The organism is Mycobacterium pseudoshottsii JCM 15466 (assembly GCF_003584745.1).
GTDB lineage: Bacteria > Actinomycetota > Actinomycetes > Mycobacteriales > Mycobacteriaceae > Mycobacterium > Mycobacterium marinum.
Genome location: NZ_AP018410.1, coordinates 3,612,185 through 3,633,081, shown reverse-complemented (window position 1 = coordinate 3,633,081; position 20,897 = coordinate 3,612,185). Strand labels below are relative to the sequence as shown.

General features: G+C 64.3%; 18 protein-coding genes and 2 pseudogenes. 7 read left to right on the top strand and 13 right to left on the bottom strand.

Annotated features, from left to right (window positions below; translation table 11 throughout):
• Window positions 1-14: 14 nt before the first annotated feature.
• The gene (lipA, locus tag MPSD_RS16520; RefSeq protein ID WP_011739517.1) at window positions 15-989 is read right to left on the bottom strand and encodes a lipoyl synthase; all 975 of its coding nucleotides are present in this window, start codon (window positions 987-989) and stop codon (window positions 15-17) included.
• Window positions 986-1,711, bottom strand: coding sequence for a lipoyl(octanoyl) transferase LipB (gene lipB / locus MPSD_RS16515; RefSeq protein ID WP_020787071.1), 726 nt, complete (start codon window positions 1,709-1,711; stop codon window positions 986-988). The genes lipA and lipB overlap by 4 nt, the downstream gene beginning before the upstream one ends.
• A gap of 160 nt (window positions 1,712-1,871) precedes the next feature.
• On the opposite strand from lipB, the gene MPSD_RS16510 reads away from it, so the two are divergent.
• The 3 genes and pseudogenes from MPSD_RS16510 to MPSD_RS16500 all read left to right on the top strand — a co-directional run bounded on the left by MPSD_RS16510 (window position 1,872) and on the right by MPSD_RS16500 (window position 6,473).
• Window positions 1,872-3,713 carry an ABC transporter ATP-binding protein gene (locus MPSD_RS16510; RefSeq protein WP_020787072.1) on the top strand — a complete coding sequence of 614 codons (1,842 nt, stop codon included), beginning with the start codon at window positions 1,872-1,874 and terminating at the stop codon, window positions 3,711-3,713.
• Between the two features lie 179 nt (window positions 3,714-3,892).
• Window positions 3,893-5,968 (top strand): annotated as a pseudogene (locus MPSD_RS16505) (ABC transporter ATP-binding protein).
• Between the two features lie 112 nt (window positions 5,969-6,080).
• On the top strand, window positions 6,081-6,473 hold the full coding sequence (locus tag MPSD_RS16500; protein WP_012394938.1) for a DUF1622 domain-containing protein: 393 nt from the start codon (window positions 6,081-6,083) through the stop codon (window positions 6,471-6,473).
• Window positions 6,474-6,497: 24 nt separating this feature from the next.
• Here MPSD_RS16500 and MPSD_RS16495 read toward each other — a convergent pair whose 3' ends face one another.
• The 7 genes from MPSD_RS16495 to MPSD_RS16470 all read right to left on the bottom strand — a co-directional run bounded on the left by MPSD_RS16495 (window position 6,498) and on the right by MPSD_RS16470 (window position 11,943).
• Window positions 6,498-8,174 carry an acetolactate synthase large subunit gene (locus MPSD_RS16495; protein WP_020787075.1) on the bottom strand — a complete coding sequence of 559 codons (1,677 nt, stop codon included), beginning with the start codon at window positions 8,172-8,174 and terminating at the stop codon, window positions 6,498-6,500.
• Window positions 8,174-8,833, bottom strand: a complete 660-nt coding sequence (locus MPSD_RS16490) for an RraA family protein (protein ID WP_086085417.1) — start codon at window positions 8,831-8,833, stop codon at window positions 8,174-8,176. Before MPSD_RS16490 ends, MPSD_RS16495 begins: the two co-directional genes overlap by 1 nt.
• A 31-nt stretch (window positions 8,834-8,864) precedes the next feature.
• Window positions 8,865-9,536: a hypothetical protein gene (locus MPSD_RS16485; protein ID WP_020787077.1), complete on the bottom strand. Its 672-nt coding sequence runs from the start codon at window positions 9,534-9,536 to the stop codon at window positions 8,865-8,867.
• A gap of 12 nt (window positions 9,537-9,548) precedes the next feature.
• A complete protein-coding gene (locus MPSD_RS29510) occupies window positions 9,549-9,704 on the bottom strand; it encodes a hypothetical protein (protein WP_020787078.1) in 156 nt (51 codons plus the stop codon).
• Window positions 9,705-9,736: 32 nt separating this feature from the next.
• Window positions 9,737-10,489, bottom strand: a complete 753-nt coding sequence (locus MPSD_RS16480; RefSeq protein ID WP_086085416.1) for a flavodoxin family protein — start codon at window positions 10,487-10,489, stop codon at window positions 9,737-9,739.
• Window positions 10,490-11,015: 526 nt separating this feature from the next.
• Window positions 11,016-11,300, bottom strand: a complete 285-nt coding sequence (locus MPSD_RS16475) for a zf-HC2 domain-containing protein (protein ID WP_015356190.1) — start codon at window positions 11,298-11,300, stop codon at window positions 11,016-11,018.
• Entirely contained in the window at window positions 11,290-11,943 is a 654-nt protein-coding gene (locus tag MPSD_RS16470; protein ID WP_086085415.1) for an RNA polymerase sigma factor, read from the bottom strand. The genes MPSD_RS16475 and MPSD_RS16470 overlap by 11 nt, the downstream gene beginning before the upstream one ends.
• Before the next feature lie 134 nt (window positions 11,944-12,077).
• Here MPSD_RS16470 and MPSD_RS16465 point away from each other — a divergent pair, with 134 nt between their 5' ends.
• Entirely contained in the window at window positions 12,078-12,614 is a 537-nt protein-coding gene (locus tag MPSD_RS16465; RefSeq protein WP_036426496.1) for a carboxymuconolactone decarboxylase family protein, read from the top strand.
• A gap of 137 nt (window positions 12,615-12,751) precedes the next feature.
• Here the strand turns inward: MPSD_RS16465 and MPSD_RS16460 are convergent.
• Window positions 12,752-12,949: pseudogene (locus MPSD_RS16460) on the bottom strand (NAD-dependent epimerase/dehydratase family protein); the annotation flags it as partial.
• 424 nt (window positions 12,950-13,373) lie between these two features.
• Between MPSD_RS16460 and MPSD_RS16455 the strand changes: the two are divergent.
• Together MPSD_RS16455 and MPSD_RS16450 are read left to right on the top strand one after the other, a co-directional pair.
• Window positions 13,374-13,787 carry an acyl carrier protein gene (locus MPSD_RS16455; protein WP_223161185.1) on the top strand — a complete coding sequence of 138 codons (414 nt, stop codon included), beginning with the start codon at window positions 13,374-13,376 and terminating at the stop codon, window positions 13,785-13,787.
• Window positions 13,788-14,189: 402 nt separating this feature from the next.
• Window positions 14,190-15,839, top strand: a complete 1,650-nt coding sequence (locus MPSD_RS16450; protein WP_317742335.1) for a fatty acyl-AMP ligase — start codon at window positions 14,190-14,192, stop codon at window positions 15,837-15,839.
• A gap of 234 nt (window positions 15,840-16,073) precedes the next feature.
• On the opposite strand, the gene MPSD_RS16445 is transcribed toward MPSD_RS16450, so the two are convergent.
• Window positions 16,074-17,276 carry an ISAs1-like element IS2404/ISMul1 family transposase gene (locus MPSD_RS16445; RefSeq protein WP_420811932.1) on the bottom strand — a complete coding sequence of 401 codons (1,203 nt, stop codon included), beginning with the start codon at window positions 17,274-17,276 and terminating at the stop codon, window positions 16,074-16,076.
• A 185-nt stretch (window positions 17,277-17,461) separates the two neighbouring features.
• Between MPSD_RS16445 and MPSD_RS16435 the strand changes: the two genes are divergently transcribed.
• Window positions 17,462-18,031, top strand: coding sequence for an ABC transporter permease (locus MPSD_RS16435; RefSeq protein ID WP_232022554.1), 570 nt, complete (start codon window positions 17,462-17,464; stop codon window positions 18,029-18,031).
• Window positions 18,032-18,177: 146 nt separating this feature from the next.
• On the opposite strand, the gene MPSD_RS16430 is transcribed toward MPSD_RS16435, so the two are convergent.
• Window positions 18,178-19,089: a TIGR01777 family oxidoreductase gene (locus MPSD_RS16430; protein ID WP_020787088.1), complete on the bottom strand. Its 912-nt coding sequence runs from the start codon at window positions 19,087-19,089 to the stop codon at window positions 18,178-18,180.
• A 4-nt stretch (window positions 19,090-19,093) separates the two neighbouring features.
• A complete protein-coding gene (sucB, locus tag MPSD_RS16425) occupies window positions 19,094-20,878 on the bottom strand; it encodes a 2-oxoglutarate dehydrogenase, E2 component, dihydrolipoamide succinyltransferase (protein WP_086085314.1) in 1,785 nt (594 codons plus the stop codon).
• Window positions 20,879-20,897: the final 19 nt, after the last annotated feature.

Sequence of the window (20,897 nt, the reverse complement as noted above, 5' to 3'; positions counted from 1 at the left end):
TACGTAGGCACTGGCTAGCCTGAGTTCGAGGCTCCCGAGGTGTTGCGGGACCGGGCCTGCTCGTAGAGCCGGCCCGCCCGGTAGGACGAGCGCACCAGCGGACCGGCCAACACCCCGGCGAAGCCCAGCCCCTCGGCGTACTGGGCGAACTCGACGAACTCCTCGGGCCGTACCCAGCGCTCGACCGGGTGGTGGCGCGGCGACGGGCGCAGATATTGGGTGATGGTGATGATGTCGCAGCCGGCATCATGCAGATCGACCAGCGCGGTGCGCACCTCCTCAGGGGTTTCCCCCATACCAAGAATGAGGTTGCTCTTGGTCACCAGGCCGAACTGGCGGGCCGCGGTAAGCACGTCCAGGCTGCGCTGATAGGTGAAGGCGGGCCGGATCCGTTTGAAAACCCGTGGCACGGTTTCGACGTTGTGCGCCAATACCTCCGGGCGGGCCTCGAAGACTTCGCCAAGCTGATCAGCTTTGCCGTTGAAGTCCGGGATCAGCAGCTCGACGCCGGTGGACGGGTTGAGCTCCTTGATGGCGCGCACGGTCTCCGCGTAGAGCCAGGCGCCGCCGTCGGGCAGGTCGTCGCGCGCCACGCCGGTGACGGTGGCGTAGCGCAAGCCCATGGTGTGCACACTCTCGGCGACGCGGCGCGGCTCGTCGCGATCCAGCGGGGCCGGTTTTCCGGTGTCGATCTGGCAGAAGTCACAACGTCGGGTGCACTGGTCCCCGCCGATCAAAAACGTGGCTTCCCGGTCTTCCCAGCATTCGAAGATGTTCGGGCAGCCGGCCTCTTCACACACCGTGTGCAGGCCCTCGCGCCGAACCAGGTTTTTCAGCTCGGTGTATTCGGGCCCCATGCGGGCGCGGGTGCGGATCCACGGGGGTTTGCGTTCGATAGGGGTCTGCGCGTTGCGCACTTCCAGGCGCAGCAGCTTGCGGCCCTGCGGAGCCGCAGCGCCGGCGGCACCGGGCTCCGGAGCGACATTCACGTTGATGATGCTACGCGGGCGCCCGGGTGGTCGCGGACCGGCAGGGCTCCGTCCAACGCATTGCAGACGGCGTCGGCGACCGCGCCGCGGACCTCCTCGACGCCAACGGTGCGGCCAAGCTCGGCCGACAGCGAGGTCACCCCGGCATCGGAGATGCCACACGGCACGATCGCGGTGAACGCGGCCAAGTCGCAATCGCAGTTCAGCGCGAAGCCGTGCAGCGTTGTCGCCCGTGACACCCGGACACCGATGGCGGCGATCTTGCGCTCCGGGCGCCCGGATCCGGCCGGTATCCACACCCCGGACCTGCCCTCGACCCGTCTGGTCTCCAAACCCAAGTCGAGACACGCCTTGATCAGCGATTCTTCGAGGCGCCGAACGTAATTGACCACGTCGAGTGGCTGGGCCAAACCGATGATCGGATAGCCGACCAGCTGGCCTGGGCCATGCCAGGTGATCTTTCCGCCGCGGTCTGTGTCTACGACATCTATCGCCTCGTCCCCGGCAGCGCCCGCAAAGACGGGGCCGGGCCGTTCGTGCGGCTCGGTCCGTCGTCCGGCGGTGTAGACCGCGGGGTGTTGCAGCAGCAGCAACGTGTCGGGGCCGCCGGCGACGCGGGCGTCGGCCAGGTCGCGTTGCATCTGCCAGGCGGTCTGGTAATCGACGCTGCCAAGTTGGCGCACGTCGATTCCAGCCGTGCTGGAGCGGATTGACCCGGTCACAGATGCGACGTTACCCGTAGCAGCCGGTCACCCGCGGGCGTGGTGTGCCAGGTCCCGGCCCTGGCTGTCGACCGTCTTGAGAATCCTTTCAGAATCCGCCAGGGCGCGCCGCTGACGCTGTGGTTGACCGCACCACTGGATGCATCGGAAGGACGCCGCAGTGATCGCTGCCCAACCCGGACCGGGCGTGCCAGCCAGCGATACGGCGCTGCGGCGCCTGGTCAGCCACGCCGCGCGGCGCAGTTCTACCGCGACCACCGCGCTGAGGCTGGTGCGGCGGTGCGTCGCTGGTAATCCCCGCCTTTTGGCGGCGGTCACCGCGGTGCAGCTGGTCGGCACCCTGGCGGCGTTGTACTTGCCGGCCGTCGACGCCAGGATCATCGACCGCGGCATCGCCCAGGGGGACACCGCCACAATCATCAGGCTGGGGGCGGTGATGCTGGCCGCCGGCGGAATTCAGCTGCTCTGCTCGGTGGCCGCGGTCTACCTCGGCTCGCTGGTCAGCATGGGGTTCGGGCGTGCCCTGCGCCGGGAGCTGTTTGACCGGGTGACCGGTTGGTCGATGCTCGAGGTGTCCAGGTTCGGAGCCTCCTCGCTGCTGACGCGCACCACCACCGACGTACAAACGATCGAGTCGACGCTGCAGCAGTACATCACGACGCTGATCGCAACCGTGATAACCGGCATCGGCGGGGTCGTGATGGCGGCGCACGAAGACGCCGCCCTGTCCTGGGTGCTGTTGGTGGCGGTTCCGGTGTTGGCGGCGCTCACCTCATGGATCATGTCGCACCTGATCGCCCACGAGCGCGGCCTGCAGAAACTCTTCGATCGAATGAACCAGGTTGTACGCGAACAGCTTTCGGGCATCCGGGTGGTCCGCGCCTGCGCTCGCGACGGGTTCGAACGGGGCCGGTTCGGCCAAGTCAGCGCCAGCTACTCGCGGACCGCGCTGGCCGCCGATCGGTGGCAGGCCCTGCTGGCGCCGGTTGCCACCCTGGTGATCAGCTTGTCCAGCGTTGCGCTGGTCTGGTTCGGCGCGACGGCCATCGACGCCGGCCAGATGCGGGTGGGGCAGCTACTCGCTTTCATGCTGTATGCGATGCAGATCTTGGCCGCGGCGTCGATGCTGTCGAAAATACTGGCCAACATGCCGGCGGCGGCCGCCAGTTTTGAGCGGATCAATGAGGTGCTATCGACCGACGCCGGCCTGGCCTCGACACCGGCCCGAGCCGACCATGGTGGGGGCGCGCCCGCCCGCAATGATGCCGTCATCGGATTGCACAACGTGAGTTTCGGCTATCCCGACGCGGACCGGGCCGTGCTGCGTGACGTGTCGTTCACCGCCGCGCCGGGCAGTGTGACGGCGATTGTCGGCGCCACCGGTTCGGGCAAGTCGACGATGATCTCACTGCTCACCGGGCTCTATGACGTTACCGGTGGATCGGTACGGGTGAACGGAGTCGACGTGCGCGACTGCGATCCCGAACAGCTGCGCTCGATCGCGGTGGTCCCTCAGGGCGGATACTTGTTCGCCGGGTCGGTTGCCGACAATCTGCGCTACGGCAAGCCCGACGCCACGAACGCCGAGATGTGGGAGGCGTTACGCATCGCGGCCGCCGACGGATTCGTGGCCGCCCACCCCGACGGCCTGCAGATGCCGGTTGCGCAGGGCGGTGTCAATCTCTCCGGTGGCCAGCGACAGCGGCTGGCCATCGCCCGCGCCGTCATCCGCCGGCCCTCGGTGTATCTGCTCGACGATGCCTTCTCGGCGCTGGATGTGCGCACTCAGCGCGATGTGTGGGCCGCACTGCGCGCCAGTTGCCCCGACGCGGCGGTCATCACGGTGTCGCAGCGAGTTGACGCGGCGGCCGAAGCGGACCAGGTGATTTTCCTGCACGGCGGCTCGGCCACCGGCTCACGCGCCCCAATGGACGCCCACGAGTCGCTGCTGGCCGATTGCCCGCGCTACGCCGAGTTCGTCGCGGCCCAGGCCCCGGCATAACCCGGACACGTCCCTGAACCGTCTTGAACCGGCCTGAACCGGTGTCGAGCCGGTCCAAGGGGATCTGCCACGCGAAACCCGGCGTCTCAAGAATGCATGCAGAAGCCGACAAGGGACACGTTCGACGCTGGTGGCGGCGATAAGCGAATTCGGTCATCGAGCTGGGGAGGGACGTGACAGTGATCGGCCACCAACATTGGCCCCGGTTCCGGCGGGGGTGTGCCGCCGTACCGGCACGGCGCGCCGGGACCGCCGCACTTCTGTGCAAACGGCTGCTGGCCAGTCGGGGCCTGATGGCCGCCGTCGTCGTGCTGGCCATCGCGGGCGCCGCGATCGATGTGATTGCGCCACGGCTGCTCGGGCACGCCACCGATCTGCTGTTCGCCGGGATGATGGGTCGTCAGCTGCCCGCCGGCACGACCAAGGAGCAGGCGGTGTCGGCGGCATACGCGCGGGGCGACGGCACCGTCGCGCACCTGTTGTCCACGATGGACGTGGTGCCGGGCGTGGGTATCGACTTCACCGCCATCGCCCACACCCTGCTGGTGGCCGCGGCCCTGTTCTGCGTTTCCGCATTGCTGGTCTCGGTCCAAGCCCAGCTGCTGAAGATCGCAATCCAGAAAATGATGGAGCGCCTGCGCACCGAGCTCGAGGAGAAGCTGCACCGGCTCCCACTGTCCTATGTCGACGCGCACCGGCACGGCGAGCTGCTCAGCCGGGTCACCAACGACATCGATACCGTTCAGATGGCTCTGAAGCAGACCGCGAGCGCGCTGCCCACCACGGTGCTGACCGTGCTGGCGGTACTGGTGATGATGGTGACCATTTCCCCGCTCCTGGCGGTGCTCACGATGGTCACCGTGCCGATATCGGTGCTGGCGAGTCGCTTCCTCCTGCAGCGCTCCAAGCAACTACGGGTGGCCCGGGCCGCCGATATCGGTCGGCTCAACGCGGCGGTCGAAGAGATCTACAGCGGGCTTGCCGTGGTCCAGGCTTTCGGCCATCAGACACCCGTGCGCGAACAATTTGCGCAGATCAACGACGATGTCTACCGCACCAGCTCGGGTGCGCAGTTCATCTCGGGGCTGATCTCTCCGGCCACCACGTTCGTCGGCAATCTGGGCTACCTGGTGGTGGCGGTGGTGGGCGCACTGTAGGTGACGTCGGGCAGCCTCAGCCTCGGCACCATCGAGGCATTCATCCAGTACGTGCGCCAGTTCAACCAGCCGGTGACCGACGTCGCGACCAGGTACGACGTGTTGCAGGCCGGGTTTGCTTCCGCGGAAAGGGTTTTCGAGCTGCTCGATGCGCCTGAACAGCAAGACGACCCGGGCCTCGAGTTGCCCGCAGTCGGTGCTGGGGGTGGCCGGGTCGAATTCGACCAGGTCAACTTTGGCTACCAGCCGGGCAGGCCGGTGCTCGAGGATCTGTCCCTGGTGGCCGAGGCGGGCAAGACGGTCGCGATCGTTGGGCCCACCGGGGCGGGCAAGAGCACGCTGGTGAATCTGTTGATGCGGTTCCACGAGGTGGACTCCGGACGGATCCTGATCGATGGAGTGGACATCGGCACCGTCGACCGCGATTCGCTGCGCTCTCGGATCGGCATGGTCCTGCAGGACACCTGGCTGCTGGCCGGCACCATCGCCGAAAACATCGGCTACGGACGTCCCGAAGCCAGCCGCGAGGAGATCATCGCGGCGGCCAAGGCGGCACATCTGGACGAGTTCGTCTGTGGCATGCGTGACGGCTACGACACCTGGGTGAGCGAGGACGGCGGCAACCTCAGCGCCGGCGAAAAGCAGCTGATCACCATCGCTCGGGCATTTCTGGCGGGTCCGCAATTTCTCATCCTCGACGAGGCCACCAGTTCGGTCGACCCGGGCACCGAGGCCCTGATTCAGCAAGCGATGATCGAACTTCGGCGTGGCCGAACCTGTTTCGTTATCGCCCACCGTCTGTCGACGATCCGCGACGCCGACGCGATCCTCGTCATGGAGGCAGGGCGGGTCGTCGAACAGGGGACTCACCGACAGCTGGTGGCCCGGCGCGGCAGCTACTTTCAGATGATGCAGGCCGCCGGCATGTGCGTGGCGCCTCGGCCGGGACGGGCCGACGATGGCGGTGCACCGTGTTGCGACGGTGGGCGTCGGCACCCCCGGTCCCAGGTGAGCGAGGCGCATCACCGGCCGGTGAACATACCCCGGACCGCCCTGGGCCCCGGATTGCGTCGCGCACCAAGACGTCACATGTTCTGATCGGCGATTCCGTCAGGTGCCGAACGTGATTCGGCGCGGCAGGAATTCGGCGGACCGCGTGGGTAGTTGATGTGCTGTCACAACACCGGGCTACAGCGATACCCTGCGTGTAATGAGCTTCATCGAAACTGTCAGTCGGATAGGCATGGCCATCGACGGCATGGGCGTCGCGGTGATCATGCTGGGCGCGGTGGTCTCATCGGGGCTCTTCGTCGCCCACCTGCCGCGCAGGCCGGACCGCGCCTATCGGGAGTTCCGGCAAAATCTCGGGCGATCCATCCTGATCGGCCTGGAGCTGCTGGTGGCCGGCGACATCATCAACACGATCCTGGTGACTCCCAACGGGGAAAGCGTTGCCGCGCTAGCCGGTGTCGTGGCGATCAGGACCTTTCTGAGCATCTCGCTCACCGTCGAGATGACGGGTCGATGGCCCTGGCGGCAGCCGACGGTGTCACCGGAGACCACCGCCGCTGGGGGCCAACTCGACGCGGCTGCCGACAGCTAGCCAGCACGCCGGCGTGGCTGCCCGCTATCGTTGGCTGCCGGCCAGCAGCTTTTCGCAGTCCACCGAACGCATCTCCATCATCAGCGCCATGTTCTGCTGTGGGTCCACCGGCGCATCGATGATGTGGACACCGCCGGCCGCGGCGGCCTGATCGAGCACCTCGCGGAACCGGGCTGGATCATCCAACCGGTGACCCGTCGCCCCGTAACTGTGGGCGAAGCCGACAAAATCCGGATTGGTGAAGTCCACCCCGTACCTGCCGAAGCCATCGGACATCTGCTTGAGGGCGATCATGCCCAGACCATTGTCGTTGAACACGACGATGATCAGATCCAGCCCGAGGCGAACCGCCGTTTCCAGGTCTTGACTGTTCATGGCGAATCCGCCGTCACCGGTCACCACCACCACCTTGCGATCGGGATGAACCAGCTTGGCGGCGATCGCGGCGGGCAGGCTGATGCCCATGGACCCCAGCGCATGGTCGATCAGCATCGTGTTGGGCTGGCGCGCGTTGAAGTTGCGGGTCGCCCACATCATGTGGATGCCGTTGTCGAGCGACAGAATGTCATCGTCGGCCATGAAGTCACGCAGCGTGGCGATCAGGTACCCCTGTTTGGCCGGGAAAGACGTGTCGGTCGAGGCGCGTTTGATGCTGTCCTGCATCGCCTTTGCGAGTCGGTGGAAGCCAACGTGGTCCCACGCCGGATTGGGGCAGAGTTGCTCGGTCAGCCGGTGCAGCGCGTCTGCCATGTCGCCGACGACCTGCGCCTGTGGGAAGTAGCTGTTGTCGCCCTGGGCGGCGAACGGATTGAGGTGGATGACCGTGCGCCCGTCGTAGGGTTGCATGAAGAAGGTCGGCTTCTCCAGGACGTCGTGACCAACGTTGAGAATGACATCCGCCGTCGTGATGGCGCAGTTGGGATAGTCACCCGGCATGATCGAACAACTGAGATAGCGTGGATCGTCCTCGTTGGCGACGCCCTTGCCCATCATGGTTGCCACGAAGGGGATCTGGGTCTTCTCGATGAGCGCGCGCACCGCCGCCGCCACCGCGGGCCGATTGGCGCGGGTGCCGCCGCCGACCATGATCAGCGGCCGGCGGGCGTCACGGATCAACCGGGCCGCGGTCTCAATGCTGTCCTGCGTGGCTACCGGAATGTCGCCGTGCCAGCATGGGACCAGTGGCCCGAGTTCGGTTTCTCTGGCCACGTCGTCGGGAAGTTCCAGGTGCGCGGGCCCCTGACGCTCACCCAGCGCCGACATCATCGCCTGGCGCAGCAACGATCCGGCCATTGGTCCGGACGGGATCTTGGCGGCGAACTTGGTGATGGGCCGCATCACATCGACGACGTCGACAATTTGATACTGCCCCATGCGGTTGTCGCGCGCCGCCTTTTGGCCGGTGATGACGAGCATGGGCATGGCCGTCAGATAGGCGTGGGCCACCGGGGTGGTCAGGTTCATCGCGCCCGCGCCAAGTGTTGACATCGCGACAGCCAGCTTGCCGGTGAGGCGCCCATAGGCGGCGGCCGCAAAGCCCGCCGCCTGCTCGTGGCGGAACAGGATGAACTTGATCCGCCCGTCGTTGCGCAGCGCCTCCATGAAATGCAGGTTCTCATCGCCCGGGATCCCGAACACGTACTCCACGCCCTCGGCCGCAAGCGCCGCGACGATCTGTTCGCTGGTGTTCGACGGCGCCATCAGAGTTCACCGCTGCCCTGACGCAGCACCGTCTCGGGATCTTCGGATTTCAGGCTTTCCTTGACCTGGTCCATCTTCTTCATGATGTTGTGTGTCTTGGTCAGGATTGCCTCGGCCTGATCGCCGGGGATCACCACGGCCGTCGAACCCTTGGCGAAGATCACATCGCCGGGAACCACGGTGACGCCGCCGATCGCTACCGGAACGTCGGCCAGGTAGGGCTGGATCTCGTTACCGCCCCCGCGCGCCGTTTCCCCGTGACAGTAGGTCGCGAAGTTGTAGGTGCTCAGCTCCTCGAAATCACGCAGCATGCCGTCAGCGAGAATGCCTGCCATGCCGAGGTTTTCGACCCGACTGAGCTTGGTGCCGCCGCCGAGTGAAGTCTGGTGGTAGCCGTTGGATGCCATCACCAGCACGGCGCCGGCAGGGTCATGTTTGGCGACGGCACGGTAGATCGCCGGACCGAGGCTGTGCTTCTCCGGGTCCATCAGGTCCTTGCGTACCGGCAGAAAGGAAATGGTGACCGCGGGGCCGACGAGCACTCGGTCCGGGTCTGGGCTGTCAAGTTCGATGATGTGGGCGCGATGCGCATAGGTCATCATCATGGCGTCGACGACGTCGGCGACCCCGAGGCCATCCACCAGTTCGGTCAGCTGCATGACTTCGTCCTACCCTTCTATTCGAAAGCGGCTATTCGGTGGGCATCATGTTCAGCAATAGGCTCACCACCGGAATCATCCGCCCCATCGCGTTGGGGACCAGGTTTTCCAGCGAATCCTTCACTGCTGCCGCGATTTCGGGGTCAGGCGGCTCGGTCGGCCCGAGTGCACCACTGACCGTGACCCCCCGGCGTCGGCCGTCGGCGAGCACCGCGTCGATCGCCGTCAGCAGTGACCCGTCATCGTGCAGCGGGCGCAACGCGGCGTAGTAGAGCACCAAGAAGCCTGGCCAGTGCGCCAGGTTTCGCGGCAGGCTGACCTGCACGTCTTTGGCCTTGCCGCGGGCGCCGATCAAGTTGACCGTGCGCACCATCTCGGCCACGTGTGAGGGCATCTGATCGAAATTCAACCTCGTCGGGGCGGGCGTGCCGGCGCCGTGCCGCGGCGGTTGCTGGGCCGGGGGAGCGGCCGGTTGGCCTTGTCCGTCCAATCGCGCCATGATGGCCGAAAAGGAAACGATGTTGAGCGGATTGCCGCGGTCGTAGCCGATCAGCGCGGCACGGATCGCCGACTCACCCTCAGCGTTGATGCCCACCGACCGCAGGGCGGCCCGGCTGAACCGGGGGACTGTCGGCAGATCCTGCGCCTCGCGCAAGGCGTCCGCCTGCCCGTACACCGCGCCGTTGGTGTAGAGCGGTTTCATCGTTTCCCAGGTTCAGCGCAACCCACCCGGAATGGACGCGATGTTGCGCCAGATCAGATTGACGAATGACATTCCAAGCGTCTCGCGGATGTCCGCGTAGAGCTCGGCAATTTCACCCGTCGCCTCGGCCTCGCCGACGCTTGGAACCGGATCTCCGGACGGCTGCATGGCAAATTCCCTTATCTCCCAGGGATAGAAGATCAGTCCGGCATGTTCGCACGCATGTAGTCGATCGCAAGCTTCATCGCAGCTATCTTGACCTTGTTGCGTTCCATCATCTGTGCGTTCAGCTGCGCGATGTTGACGGAATATGGGTTCTCCCGCAACAGCTTTGCCGCGAGAAGCAGATTGGTGGCGGTCAGCTCGGCATTGCGGCGCACATAGGGCGACAGCTCGCCGCCGGCCTCGATATAGCTCGCGCCCGGACCTGCGTCACCGACCCAATACAGATCGGTGTTGGGTGGCACCGTCGCCCCGAAGTGCAGCAGGTTACCGAAAGTGTTGGCCACACAATCGTGGCTGCCGTCCTCATTGCCCGTCACCACGATGCCGGCCACCGACCCGTAGAGCGGGAACTGCCCGGTTTTTTCGCACATCACCGTCTTCGTGGTGCCGTCGAGGCGCTCGATCACTCGCTGCATGACCGACGATCGCACACCCATCCAGATCGGCATGGCGGGCACGATGATGTTGGCACGCTTGACCTTTTCCAGGATCAGCGGCCACTCGTCGCCGTCCCCCTCGTCATTGCCGACTCCCGGCTTGACGTCGTAGTCGACGACTCGGACTATCTCGGTCTCGATGTCGGGCTCGTGGGCCTTGAGCCGGTCGATAAGCAGATTGCACAATGCTTCGGTATTCGATACTTCCGGGCCCTTTTTCAGGGTGCAGTTCAGAAAGAGCGCGTAGAGCGGCCCTTCCTTTTTCATCTCGTGGAAAATCGAGGATGCCACGCGCGTCTCCGTTTGTTCATTTAGCTGGCCACAGGGATGCGTACCGAGAGCGAAGATTACACGATTTGGGGCGTTGCAGGGCCGTCGTCAACCAATTAAATTTTTGGCGCACCGCAACGATGATGCCCCGTGGTCCACCGGGAAGTGAGGCCCCCGGCGGGCGGGTGCGGACCAACTCCATCTGGGTCGGCCGCGCGCCGCGGCGCTGCCGGTCGCAGCAGTCAAAGCCGTTGGACCATAGCGTGATTAGAACTCCGTTCTGGAGCACATCCATCAGTGGATGCTCGGCGCTGCGGCGTGATCGCCCGGCCGGCGAACCGCTCACCGATGCCAGCGCACTTTGGAGATGGCGAACGGTCCGCCCCTCGGTGGTCCGGACAAATCCCGCCCAGGCTGGATCCCCCGCACCGAGGCGGCTGGATTGAACGACGTTTCACCGTCAGTTGACGGCCGGGACCACAATCGCGGGGTGACCGTGGCAGTCGGCGAGATCCGCGAACCCGGTCACCGCACAGCGGGGGCCACGCTACAACGTTGAATCCCGACCGAGGCGGTCGAACTCGGCCAGCAACGCGTCGAAGTTGGCCGGCCGCACCTCTACCGACTCATCTCGCGTGGTTGCGGCGATTCGGATAGTGCGCCGGATCTGGTCCACATAGACGCGGCACGCCTGGCACCCTCTGGTGTGCTGTTCGAACCGGTCCAGGTCAGACTCGTCGAGCGCATCCTCGAGATAGTCGGTCACCAGAGCCACCGCGTCCGAGCAGGTAATACGTAGTTCGTTGGAGATGAAGTCGCCATCAGTGGTCATGGAAATACTCCTCCAGTATTGCGCGCAGGGCGGTGCGGCCACGGTGCAGCAGGACCCGCTGATTGACCGCTGAAATGCCCAATGCCTCAAAGGTTTCCTCGCTCGACCACCCCTCGAGATCGCGCATCGCTACCACCTCGCGTTGAGCGCCGGGCAGCTTCTGCAGCGCTTCGACTACCACGGAGCGAACCTCTGCCGACAACAGTCTCTGCTCGGGCAGTAGGTCCCATCGGACCGGCACATCACGCCAATGGTTGGGTCCTAGTTCGGGATCGATCAGCCGCTCGGGATCGACGGATGGACGTGGGTCGACCTCGGGTCCGGCGTTCGCGAAGGGCACCGTATTGGCTTCCTTACGGGCCAGCGTGTGCACCTGGTTGAGCACGACCCGGAACATCCAGGTTCGAATGCTGGCCCGACCTTCGAACTTGCCGATGGAGCGCACCGCCGAGACCCACGCGTTCTGGACCGCGTCCTCGGCTGTCGCCCGCGATACATAGATGCTGGCCAGCCTGACCAGCGGTGCGTGAAGTGTTTCGACCAGGGCGCGAAACGATTGCCCGTCGCCGGCCTGCAAAGCAGCGATCAGATCGCTTTCGGTTGCCCATCGATCATCGACGATGGTTCGTTTGGGTACCGTCACTGGTGTCGAATCCTCACTCCGCCGACAGAACCTTGCGCCTGCGGTGTAACGCCGCAGGGGTTGTCGGTGTCCAAGCAGTACCCGTCGTGCTTGCGGCGGCGGGCCGGAAACAAATCGACACCTATGGAGGAATAGTGAGCACTCTGCCCCTCGTGACTGAGGCCGACGCAACACCCGAACAGGCGACAGCGCTTGCGGCGGTGAAGCAAGCGTTGGGTTCGGTCCCCAATCTGACTCGCGCGATGGCCAATAGCCCCGCACTTCTGCATGGCTATCTCGGGCTTGCCGGAAGCCTCGATGGCGGCACTTTGCCCAGGTCCACCCGTGAGCGCCTGGCAATTGCCATCGCCCAGTCCAATACCTGCTCGTACTGCTTGTCGGCGCATACCTACACCGGACAGAGACTGGCGGGTCTGGGCGCCGAGCAGGCGGCGGCAGCACGCAAGGGCGACGCGGACGACCCAAAGGTGGCGGCCATTCTCGCGTTCGCCGTGGCGGTCAATGAGCAGCGCGGCCGGATCGATGAGTCCGAGCTTGCCGCGGTGCGTCATGCTGGAGTCAGCGACGCCGAGATCGCCGAGGTCCTCGGTCATGTGGCGCTTAACGTGTTGACCAACTACTTCAACAACGTTGCGGGCACCGAGATCGATTTTCCGCGGGTGTTGGCGTAGTTGATTGGGCGGCTTGGCGGTAGCCCGCCCTGTTGGTGGGTTCCGCCGAGCGTGCTCGCGGTGTTCGGAGTTGTGCTAGATCTGGTCGCGGTGGGCTGTGGCGTGGCTCAACGCTTCACCAATTATGTTGTGGTGGAACTGATGACGACGTCGACATCGGCGAGTGCGTCACGATCGAACTCGCCGCTCTCGGGGCTCCAGTGCAGCTCTTCGGAATTGGCTGGTGCTCGGTGGACGATCCGAAGCACGCGGTGATCGGCCACGCGTAGTGCCGCTGCCAACGCCGAGCCGATCAAGCCGGACGAACCCGTAATGGCGGCAACGGCTTTGCCCACGCTCTCGGAGCCCCAGGTTGGCCTCGAAAGCTCCCTTTGGCAGGCGGTGCTGTCCTTGGACCGAAGCCGATGAGGAGTTGTCTCGTCGACGATCTCCGCCTCGGGCAGTGTCGCCAGTCAGGTCACGCGCAGCGACGGGAGCGAGCATCGTGATGTGTTCGGTGATTTCGGTTTTGAGGCCAGCAATCTCGGTGGTCAGCATCCGCTACGGGTGGCCGATGAGTCGGGCTGACATCGTCGCTGGCCCGGGGCCGGACACCGGCAGAAACGGATACGCTTTGATCCCATCGGCGGGCGGCTTGGAAGTTTGGTAACGAGGATTCTTTGGCGAATCCGTAGTATCATAAAACTCCTGAATGCACTGCCATAGTAGACACCGGATAATCGAGTTGTCTGATTAGCGTTGTGGCAACGTATTCATTAGTTGCCGGAAATTGTCGGATTAAGCGATGGCGTGGAAGCCGGGCTTGATGATGGAGGACGCGTCGATTGCCACGCAAGCGTAGCGCGGCAATCGATCGAAGATTTGAGTTGTGTTGGATTTGTCGGTGCGACGCTGGGCGTTGGTGGCTTGTCCGCGGCCAGTGCTATCGGAATGGTCGCCTCGGCAACGATGATTGGGGCGGGATTGTCTAATATCGACAGTGGTGAATTGGACGAGCGGCAGCTCGCAGATTGGTTGATTGGAAAAGTCGGCCTGTACCTCAACATGTCTCCGGGCTCGGTTGACGTTGATCTTCCGTTGCCTGAATGTGGAATTGACTCGGCTATGAGTCTGTCTTTATGTGCTGATCTTCAGCGTGAGCACGGTATCGAGGCAGATGCGACCATCGTCTGAGACTATCCGACGATCCGTGCGATGGCTGCGCATCTGATATCCGGCGAATTTTGACACAGATCGCGAGGTGCGTGGACGCATCCTAGGCCCGCTGAAGAAATCGTGGCTACTCCGAGGTTCAGGGCCGTTACTAAGAGTGAATATTTGGGAAAGTTGTTGTGCGGGCAAGCCGTGCTGGGTTTTGTCGCGGGAGAGTGAAGTTGCGCTCGTATGGTTTGTTGCGATTGCGGGTGTGTGAGTGTCGGGTTCTGAATGGTGGTGTCGCTTTCGGGAGTGTAGTGGTGTTTCTGTTGCTCGTTAGATTGGGCTGGCCGGTGTTGCGTCCACCGATCGGATCCGCCGGGTAAGCGGTGGGGTGGGGAATCGCGCGTTATGTGGCGATGCGGCCTGTGTCGATAACGTTTGCCGAGTAAAGGAGTTTTTGTCTTGAGTAGTAGGTTGGTCCGTGAAATTGGTGCCGCTGCCGAGTCTTCCCCGAACGCTCTTTATGTCGGTTCGGTCGATGCTCCCCGAGAGATAACTTTGCGTGCGGTTGAGGAACAGGCCCATGGCATGTCAAACAGTTTGGCAGCCAGGGGGATTGGTTGTGGCGACACCGTCGCGGTGCTGGCGGCGGAGGCCTGCGATGTGGCGCCGCTGGCTCAGGCACTGTGGCTTCGTGGTGCCGCACTGACAATGCTGCAGCAGCCGACTCCGCGGAGTGATCTCGCGGTGTGGATCGCCGATACCGTACGTGCATGCCGGATGCTAGGTGCCGCGCTGGTGGTCGTGGGTGATCCGTTTGAGATGGCCGCGGATGCTCTGGCCGCGGAGGGACTCCTTGTCTGCGCTGTGGGCTCCTTGCGTGGCACGGGTCCAGCCGCTGTTGTGGATACCAACGACAACGACATCGCGATGCGCCAACTCACCTCGGGATCGACCGGGATCCCGAAGGCGGTGGAAATCAGCCACGGCAATCTTGTCGCGAACATCGACGCGTCATGTCAGGCAGTCGGTATCACCGTCGATACGGTGATGGCCAGCTGGCTACCGCTGTGTCACGACATGGGGATGGTCGGGTTCATCTGCATACCGATGAAAACGGGAAACACGGTGGTGGTGATCCGAACTGACGAGTTCCTGCGCAGACCCATCGTCTGGGCCGAGATGCTGAGCAAGTTCCGGGCCAATGTCACCGCCGGGCCCAACTTCGCGTATTCGGTGTTGGCGCGCGTGCTCGAACGGGCCGACCCAGAATCGATCAATCTGTCGGCCCTTCGCGTGGCGGTCAACGGAGCTGAGCCGATCGATCACCGTGATCTGGAGAACTTGGCGACCGTGGGGGCGCGGTTCGGTATGGGTTCGGGCGTGCCAACGCCATTCTATGGGCTAGCGGAAGCCGCGCTAACGGTTTCGGCTGGTGCATTCGGCGCGCCGGCCGTCGTGGATTACGTTTCCCGGCAGCGTCTTTCGGAAGATCATTTCGCAAAACCTGTCGCCGCAGATGCCCAGGGCGCGCAACCTGTGGTTTGCGTTGGGCTGCCCATTCCCGACATGCAAATCCGCATCACCAGAGATGGGCAGCTGCAAGACGCCAGAAAGGTAGGCGTCATCGAACTCTGCAGTCCCTCGATCGGTAAGCGCTACGTCACCGTGGACGGCACCATACCGTTGGTCGACGACGCGGGCTGGTTTGATACGGGAGATCTCGGCTATCTCGATGAGCTGGGACGGCTTTATGTCTGCGGTCGTGCCAAGGACATGATCGTGCTGGCTGGCCGAAATCTCTATCCCCACGACATCGAACGTGCCGCCGCAAGTGTCGAGGGCGTACGCAAAGGATGCGTAGCGGCCCTGCGGCTGGACACCGATCGCGAAGGTTTCGCGGTACTGGCCGAAGTCTACGATCGGTTCGACGAATCTGAGCTGACCCAACTGCGACGAGCGATCGCAGCGCGCGTCAGCAGTCACGTCGGTCATGCGCCGCGTGAGGTGCGGTTGCTGGCTCCGGGTAGCTTGCCGAAGACGACGTCGGGCAAGCTGCGTCGGGAAGGCGCGCGCGCACTGATGTAACGGCAGCTGTCGCGGCTGGTGCCGCCAGGTGTATGCGCACAACGGCGCGTGGGCATCACGTCCGGATGCGTCGGTAGTGAGGGGCGGCCGGTGGCTCGGCAAGCTTGCCGGGGCAGACCGGCTCCGCTGAACTCTTCTTGGGTGATTTGTGTGTGTCAGTGGAGGAAGTTTTTGAGGTGGTTGGTGTAGGTGGGGGTGTGGTTGGGGTGGAGGACAGGGCTCCGGCGTTGTTGATTAGCAGGCTTGTGAGCTGGGGAATTGTGGATTGAGGAGGTCTAGGCGGCGGTTGGCGGTCAAAGCGGTGATCCGGCAGGCTTCGGCGATGTTGTCGGCGCCGTTGAGGCGGTGCAGATTGATCGCGGTGTTGCGTAGCGTTGCTAGGACCTGTGCGCCGTTTCCGGTATGTGCCCTTTGACGGTCTTCGTCGAAGGTGACGTCGCGTATCCAGTGCAGGCTGTTCTCGATTCCCCAGTGTTGACGCATCCAGGTCATGATCGCGGTAGGGCGGGCGTGCTCGAACGGCAGGCTGCAGATGGCATAGACCACCTCCACGCTGCGCTGGTCGGTGGCGGTGATCAAGCGTTCACGAGTGATCCGGATGATTTGTTTTGCGTAGGGGAAGCCGATTCCTCGTGCAGCGGTGATGATTTGCAGGGTGCGGGTCTCGACACGGCCGTGGCCGCGGGAGTCGTCGGTAGCGGCTGCGGGCACCTCGGCCCAGGGCAGCGCGGTGATACGCGCAAATATTTTGGCTTGGTTGGACTTGACGATCATCAGGTAGTGCGACTTCAAGGTGGCGCAGATCAACTTCGCGGTGACAACCTGGGTATGCATCGCATCCACGGTGACCAGCCACCGCAAGCTACCCGGCAGCAGCGTGAGCAGGGCACGTACGCAGGGAATTTCATTGCTTTTCTCGGCGACAGCGAGTTGACCGAGCACCAATCGGGCACGGTGGGCGAACACCGACACGAGATGCGTGGCTGTCGCTTTGGCGCGTAAAGCACCACGCAGCATCTTGCCGTCCAACGCGATCGGCACCAATCCACTGGGGTCGCTGCTAGCCACGTGTGCAGTGAAGTAACTGCCCATCCTGGCGTTGAGGTCGGCGGGGTCTAGCCGAGACAAAACAGCGCGGAAGGTCTTCTCACTGGGCCGCCGGAACCGGACCCCTAATTGGGCCAACACATCATCGGGAGCGGTGGCCGCCCATGTGGCAAAACCAGCATAGCCGCGCATCCCCGCGGCAGTGGCCAGAACCGCGATCGCCAACAAAGCCACCAGCGAATACCTCCGACCGCGTGGGCCCCTCGGGTCTGGCACCGAGGCCAACACATCGAGAAACTCCGATCCGATGAGCTCGCTGCGCTCACCAGGACTCCAGCGGTCGAACACCTCTGGAACCGACGACACACGCAATACTGAAACGGTAGGCACGGGCAACTCCAGACCAACGACGAACAGTAACCAACTCGATCGTTCTCCAGATAGCCCGTGCCTACACTCCGGCCCCAATAGCGCGGCACCAAAGATCATCAACCCAGCTCACAAGCCTGCTAATCAACAACGCCGGAGCCCTGCCGGGTATCCAGGCGCAGGCGATAGTAGCGACAATAATACTTGTGGGGGCGGCGATCTCTGCGGATGTCGAAAATGACGTCTTTATCAGATTCCGTTCGCTTCCAATATCTAATTCCGCGCCGTTGATCGCGCGCGGCCTGGTCTCGCTGCTCTACGCGGCGATCGTATACATTCTGATCGGTATTAGTGGCATGCTCATTGGGTGGCGGATGCACGGCAGCCTGGCCGATGCTGTGCTGGCTTTCGTGCTGGTACTAGTTTTCGGTGTCGGGTTTATGTGGCTGGGCATGGTGGTTGGCTTGATGGTCAGGACTGTGGAGGTAGTTGGTGCTGCGGTGTTCTTGATAACGCTGCCAATTATTTCCATATCGGGCTGCTTTGTGCCAACACAGCCTATGCCGCACGCGCTGCGCGTGATTGCCGAATGGAATCCGCTCTCATCCTTGGCGCTGGCATTGCGCAAGCTCACCATCGATGAGCCAATGGCGCCGCCAAGCGCGCAATTGCCACTGCATCATCCGGCATTGTCCACGCTGATCTATTCGATAGTTCTGACCGCACTATTGGCCCCTATCGCCATTCGCGCCTATATCCGCCGCACTTCCCTTTAGCCCTGCTGTTGAGCTGGTTGTGTGTCTTCGGCATGACGCGCAGGGGCCGATCGGTCCGTTTGCGCAGTAGTCGGTGGGGCGACTTGGCGCCTGGCCCGCCCTGGTGGCGGGTTCCGCCGAGCATGCTCGCGGTGTCCGGAGTTGTGCTAGATCTGGTCGCGGCGTGCTGTGGCGTAACTCAACGCTTCACCAATTGTGTTGTGGTGAAACTGGAAACCGGCTTGCTCGAGTGCGGTGGGGATGGCGCGTTGGCCTATCAGCAGGCCTTCGTCGGCGAACTCGCCGAGGGCGGCGCGCGCCGCGAAACCGGGCAGCATCAACGGGGTTGGGCGGTTTAACGCGCGTCCGAAGGCGGTGGTGAATTCGGCATTGGTTACCGGCGCGGGCCCAGCCATGTTGACCGGGCCTGACAACGTCGGGTTGGAGATGGCGAACAGCAGCGCGCGCACCTCGTCTTCGAGGCTGATCCATGCCATGTACTGGCGGCCGTTGCCCAGCCGGGCGCCGAGTCCCACTGAGAACGCCGGGCGCAACGGGCGTAGGGTGCCTCCCGTCGGGGCCAGCACCAGGCCGGTGCGCGCCAATACGACCCGGGTGCCGGCGTATTGGGCGGGTAGCGTGGCGGCTTCCCAGTCCACGCACAGCTGGGCGAGAAATCCCATTCCGGCTGGGTCGTTTTCGTCGACCACCCGGTCGCGGGTGTCCCCGTAGTAGCCCACCGCGCTGGCGTTGATCAAGGTGGGCACGCCGGCGTCGGCGACGGCGCTGGAGAGCACTTCGGTGGGTGTGATCCGGCTATCGCGCAGGCTCTGTTTGAAGGCGCCTGACCAGCGGCGGCGGCCGATGCCGACGCCACACAGGTTGATGACGACGTCGACATCGGTGAGTGCGTCGGGATCGAACTCGCCGCTTTCGGGGTTCCAGTGCAGCTCTTCGGAATTGGCCGGAGTTCGGCGCACGATCCGAAGCACGCGGTGATCGGCCGCGCGTAGTGCCGCTGCCAACGCCGAGCCGATCAATCCAGACGAACCCGCTATGGCGACAACGGCTTTGCCCACGCTCTCAGAGCCCCAGGTCGGCCTCGAAAGCTCCCTCTTCGAGGCGGTGCTTGATGGTGGTGAGGAAACGTCCCGCATCAGCACCATCGACCAGGCGGTGATCGTAGGTCAGCGGGTGGTAGCACACGGAGCGGACGCCGATCGATTCGTTGCCGGTGTCGTCGACGACCACTCGCGGTCGTTTCACGATCGCCCCGGTACCCAACATGGCGGCCTGCGGCGGCACTAGAATCGGGGTATCGAACAAGGCGCCCTGGCTGCCGATGTTGGTGATGGTAAAGGTGCCGCCGGACAACTCGTCGGGCTTGAGGTTGCCCGATCGAGCGCGGGCGGCGATGTCGGCGATCGCCCGTGCCAGCCCGGCCAACGACAGATCGCCGGCGTTGTGGATCACGGGGGAGAGCAGGCCCTGGTCGGTGTCGACGGCGAACCCGAGGTGCTCGGCGTCGTAGTAGGTGATCTCCTTGGTTTCCTCGTTGTAGCTGGCGTTGATGTTCGGGTGGATCTTGAGGGCGTCGATCACGGCACGGGCGATGAACGGCAAGAAGGTCAGGTTCACACCCTCCCGCTCGGCAAAGGACCCCTTGGCCCGGGCCCGCAGCGCCACGATCCTGGTCATGTCGACCTCATGGGTCTGAGTGAGCTGCGCGGTTGCCTGCAGGGATTCGCGGGTCTTGATCGCGGTGATCTGCCGAATCCGGCTGGCCTTCTGCTTGGTGCCCCGCAGGTGTGCCAGCGCCGCGGCCGCAGCCGGGGCTGCCGCCTTCGAAGGCGAGGCGGGAGCCGAAGCCTGAGCAGCCGCTGGCTTGGCCTCTAGTCGCTCTTTCTTCTTCTCGGCAGCGGCCAATACGTCTTGCTTGCGGATGCGATCGCCGACACCGGTGCCGGTCACCGAGTCGAGGTCGATGTTGTTCTCCTCGGCCAGTTTTCGGACCAGGGGAGTCACGTAGGGGGTGCCGTCGCCCGCACTTGGTGCCGGGGCGGCCGCGGGCTGCGGCGTTGCCGCGGGCGCAGGCTTGGGCTCGGGAGCTGCCTTGGGCTCGGGAGCCGCCTTGGGCTCGGGAGCCGCCTTGGGCTCGGGCGCGGCCTTGGGCTCAGGAGCGGCCTTGGTTTCGGGGGCCGCCTCGGGGGCGGGGGCCGGCTTGGACTCGGGCGGTGCGGCGGCCGCAGATCCGGAGCCGATCCGTGCCAACTCGCCGCCGACCTGGACGACGTCGTCCTCCTCGGCGGTGATGCTGAGCAGGACGCCGGCCACCGGTGACGGGATCTCGGTGTCCACCTTGTCGGTAGACACCTCCACCAGCGCTTCATCGACCTGAACCGAATCCCCGACCTTCTTCAGCCAGCGAGTTACGGTGCCCTCCGCCACCGACTCGCCCAGTTCGGGCATTAGCACCGGGGTCGCGTCGCCACCAGCAGCCGACGAGCCTCCGGATTGGGGTTTGGCTTCGGGTTGCGGCTCGGGCTCGGCCTCCGGTTCGGGCTGAGCCGCCGCGGCGGGCTCGGCCTCGGGCTCCGGTTGGGACGGCGCATCGCCGCCGCCACTCTCGGCCGCATCGCCGATGATGGCGAGCTCACCGCCGACCTCGACCGTGTCGTCCTCCTTGGCGACGATCTTGGTCAGCACGCCGGCGGCCGGCGAGGGAATTTCGGTGTCGACCTTGTCGGTAGAAACCTCAACCAGTGGCTCGTCGATCTCGACGGTGTCGCCCTCCTGCTTGAGCCACCGGGTGACGGTTCCCTCGGTGACGCTCTCACCGAGTGCCGGCATCTGGACTGAGAAGGCCATCGTTTTTGACTCCTAGATC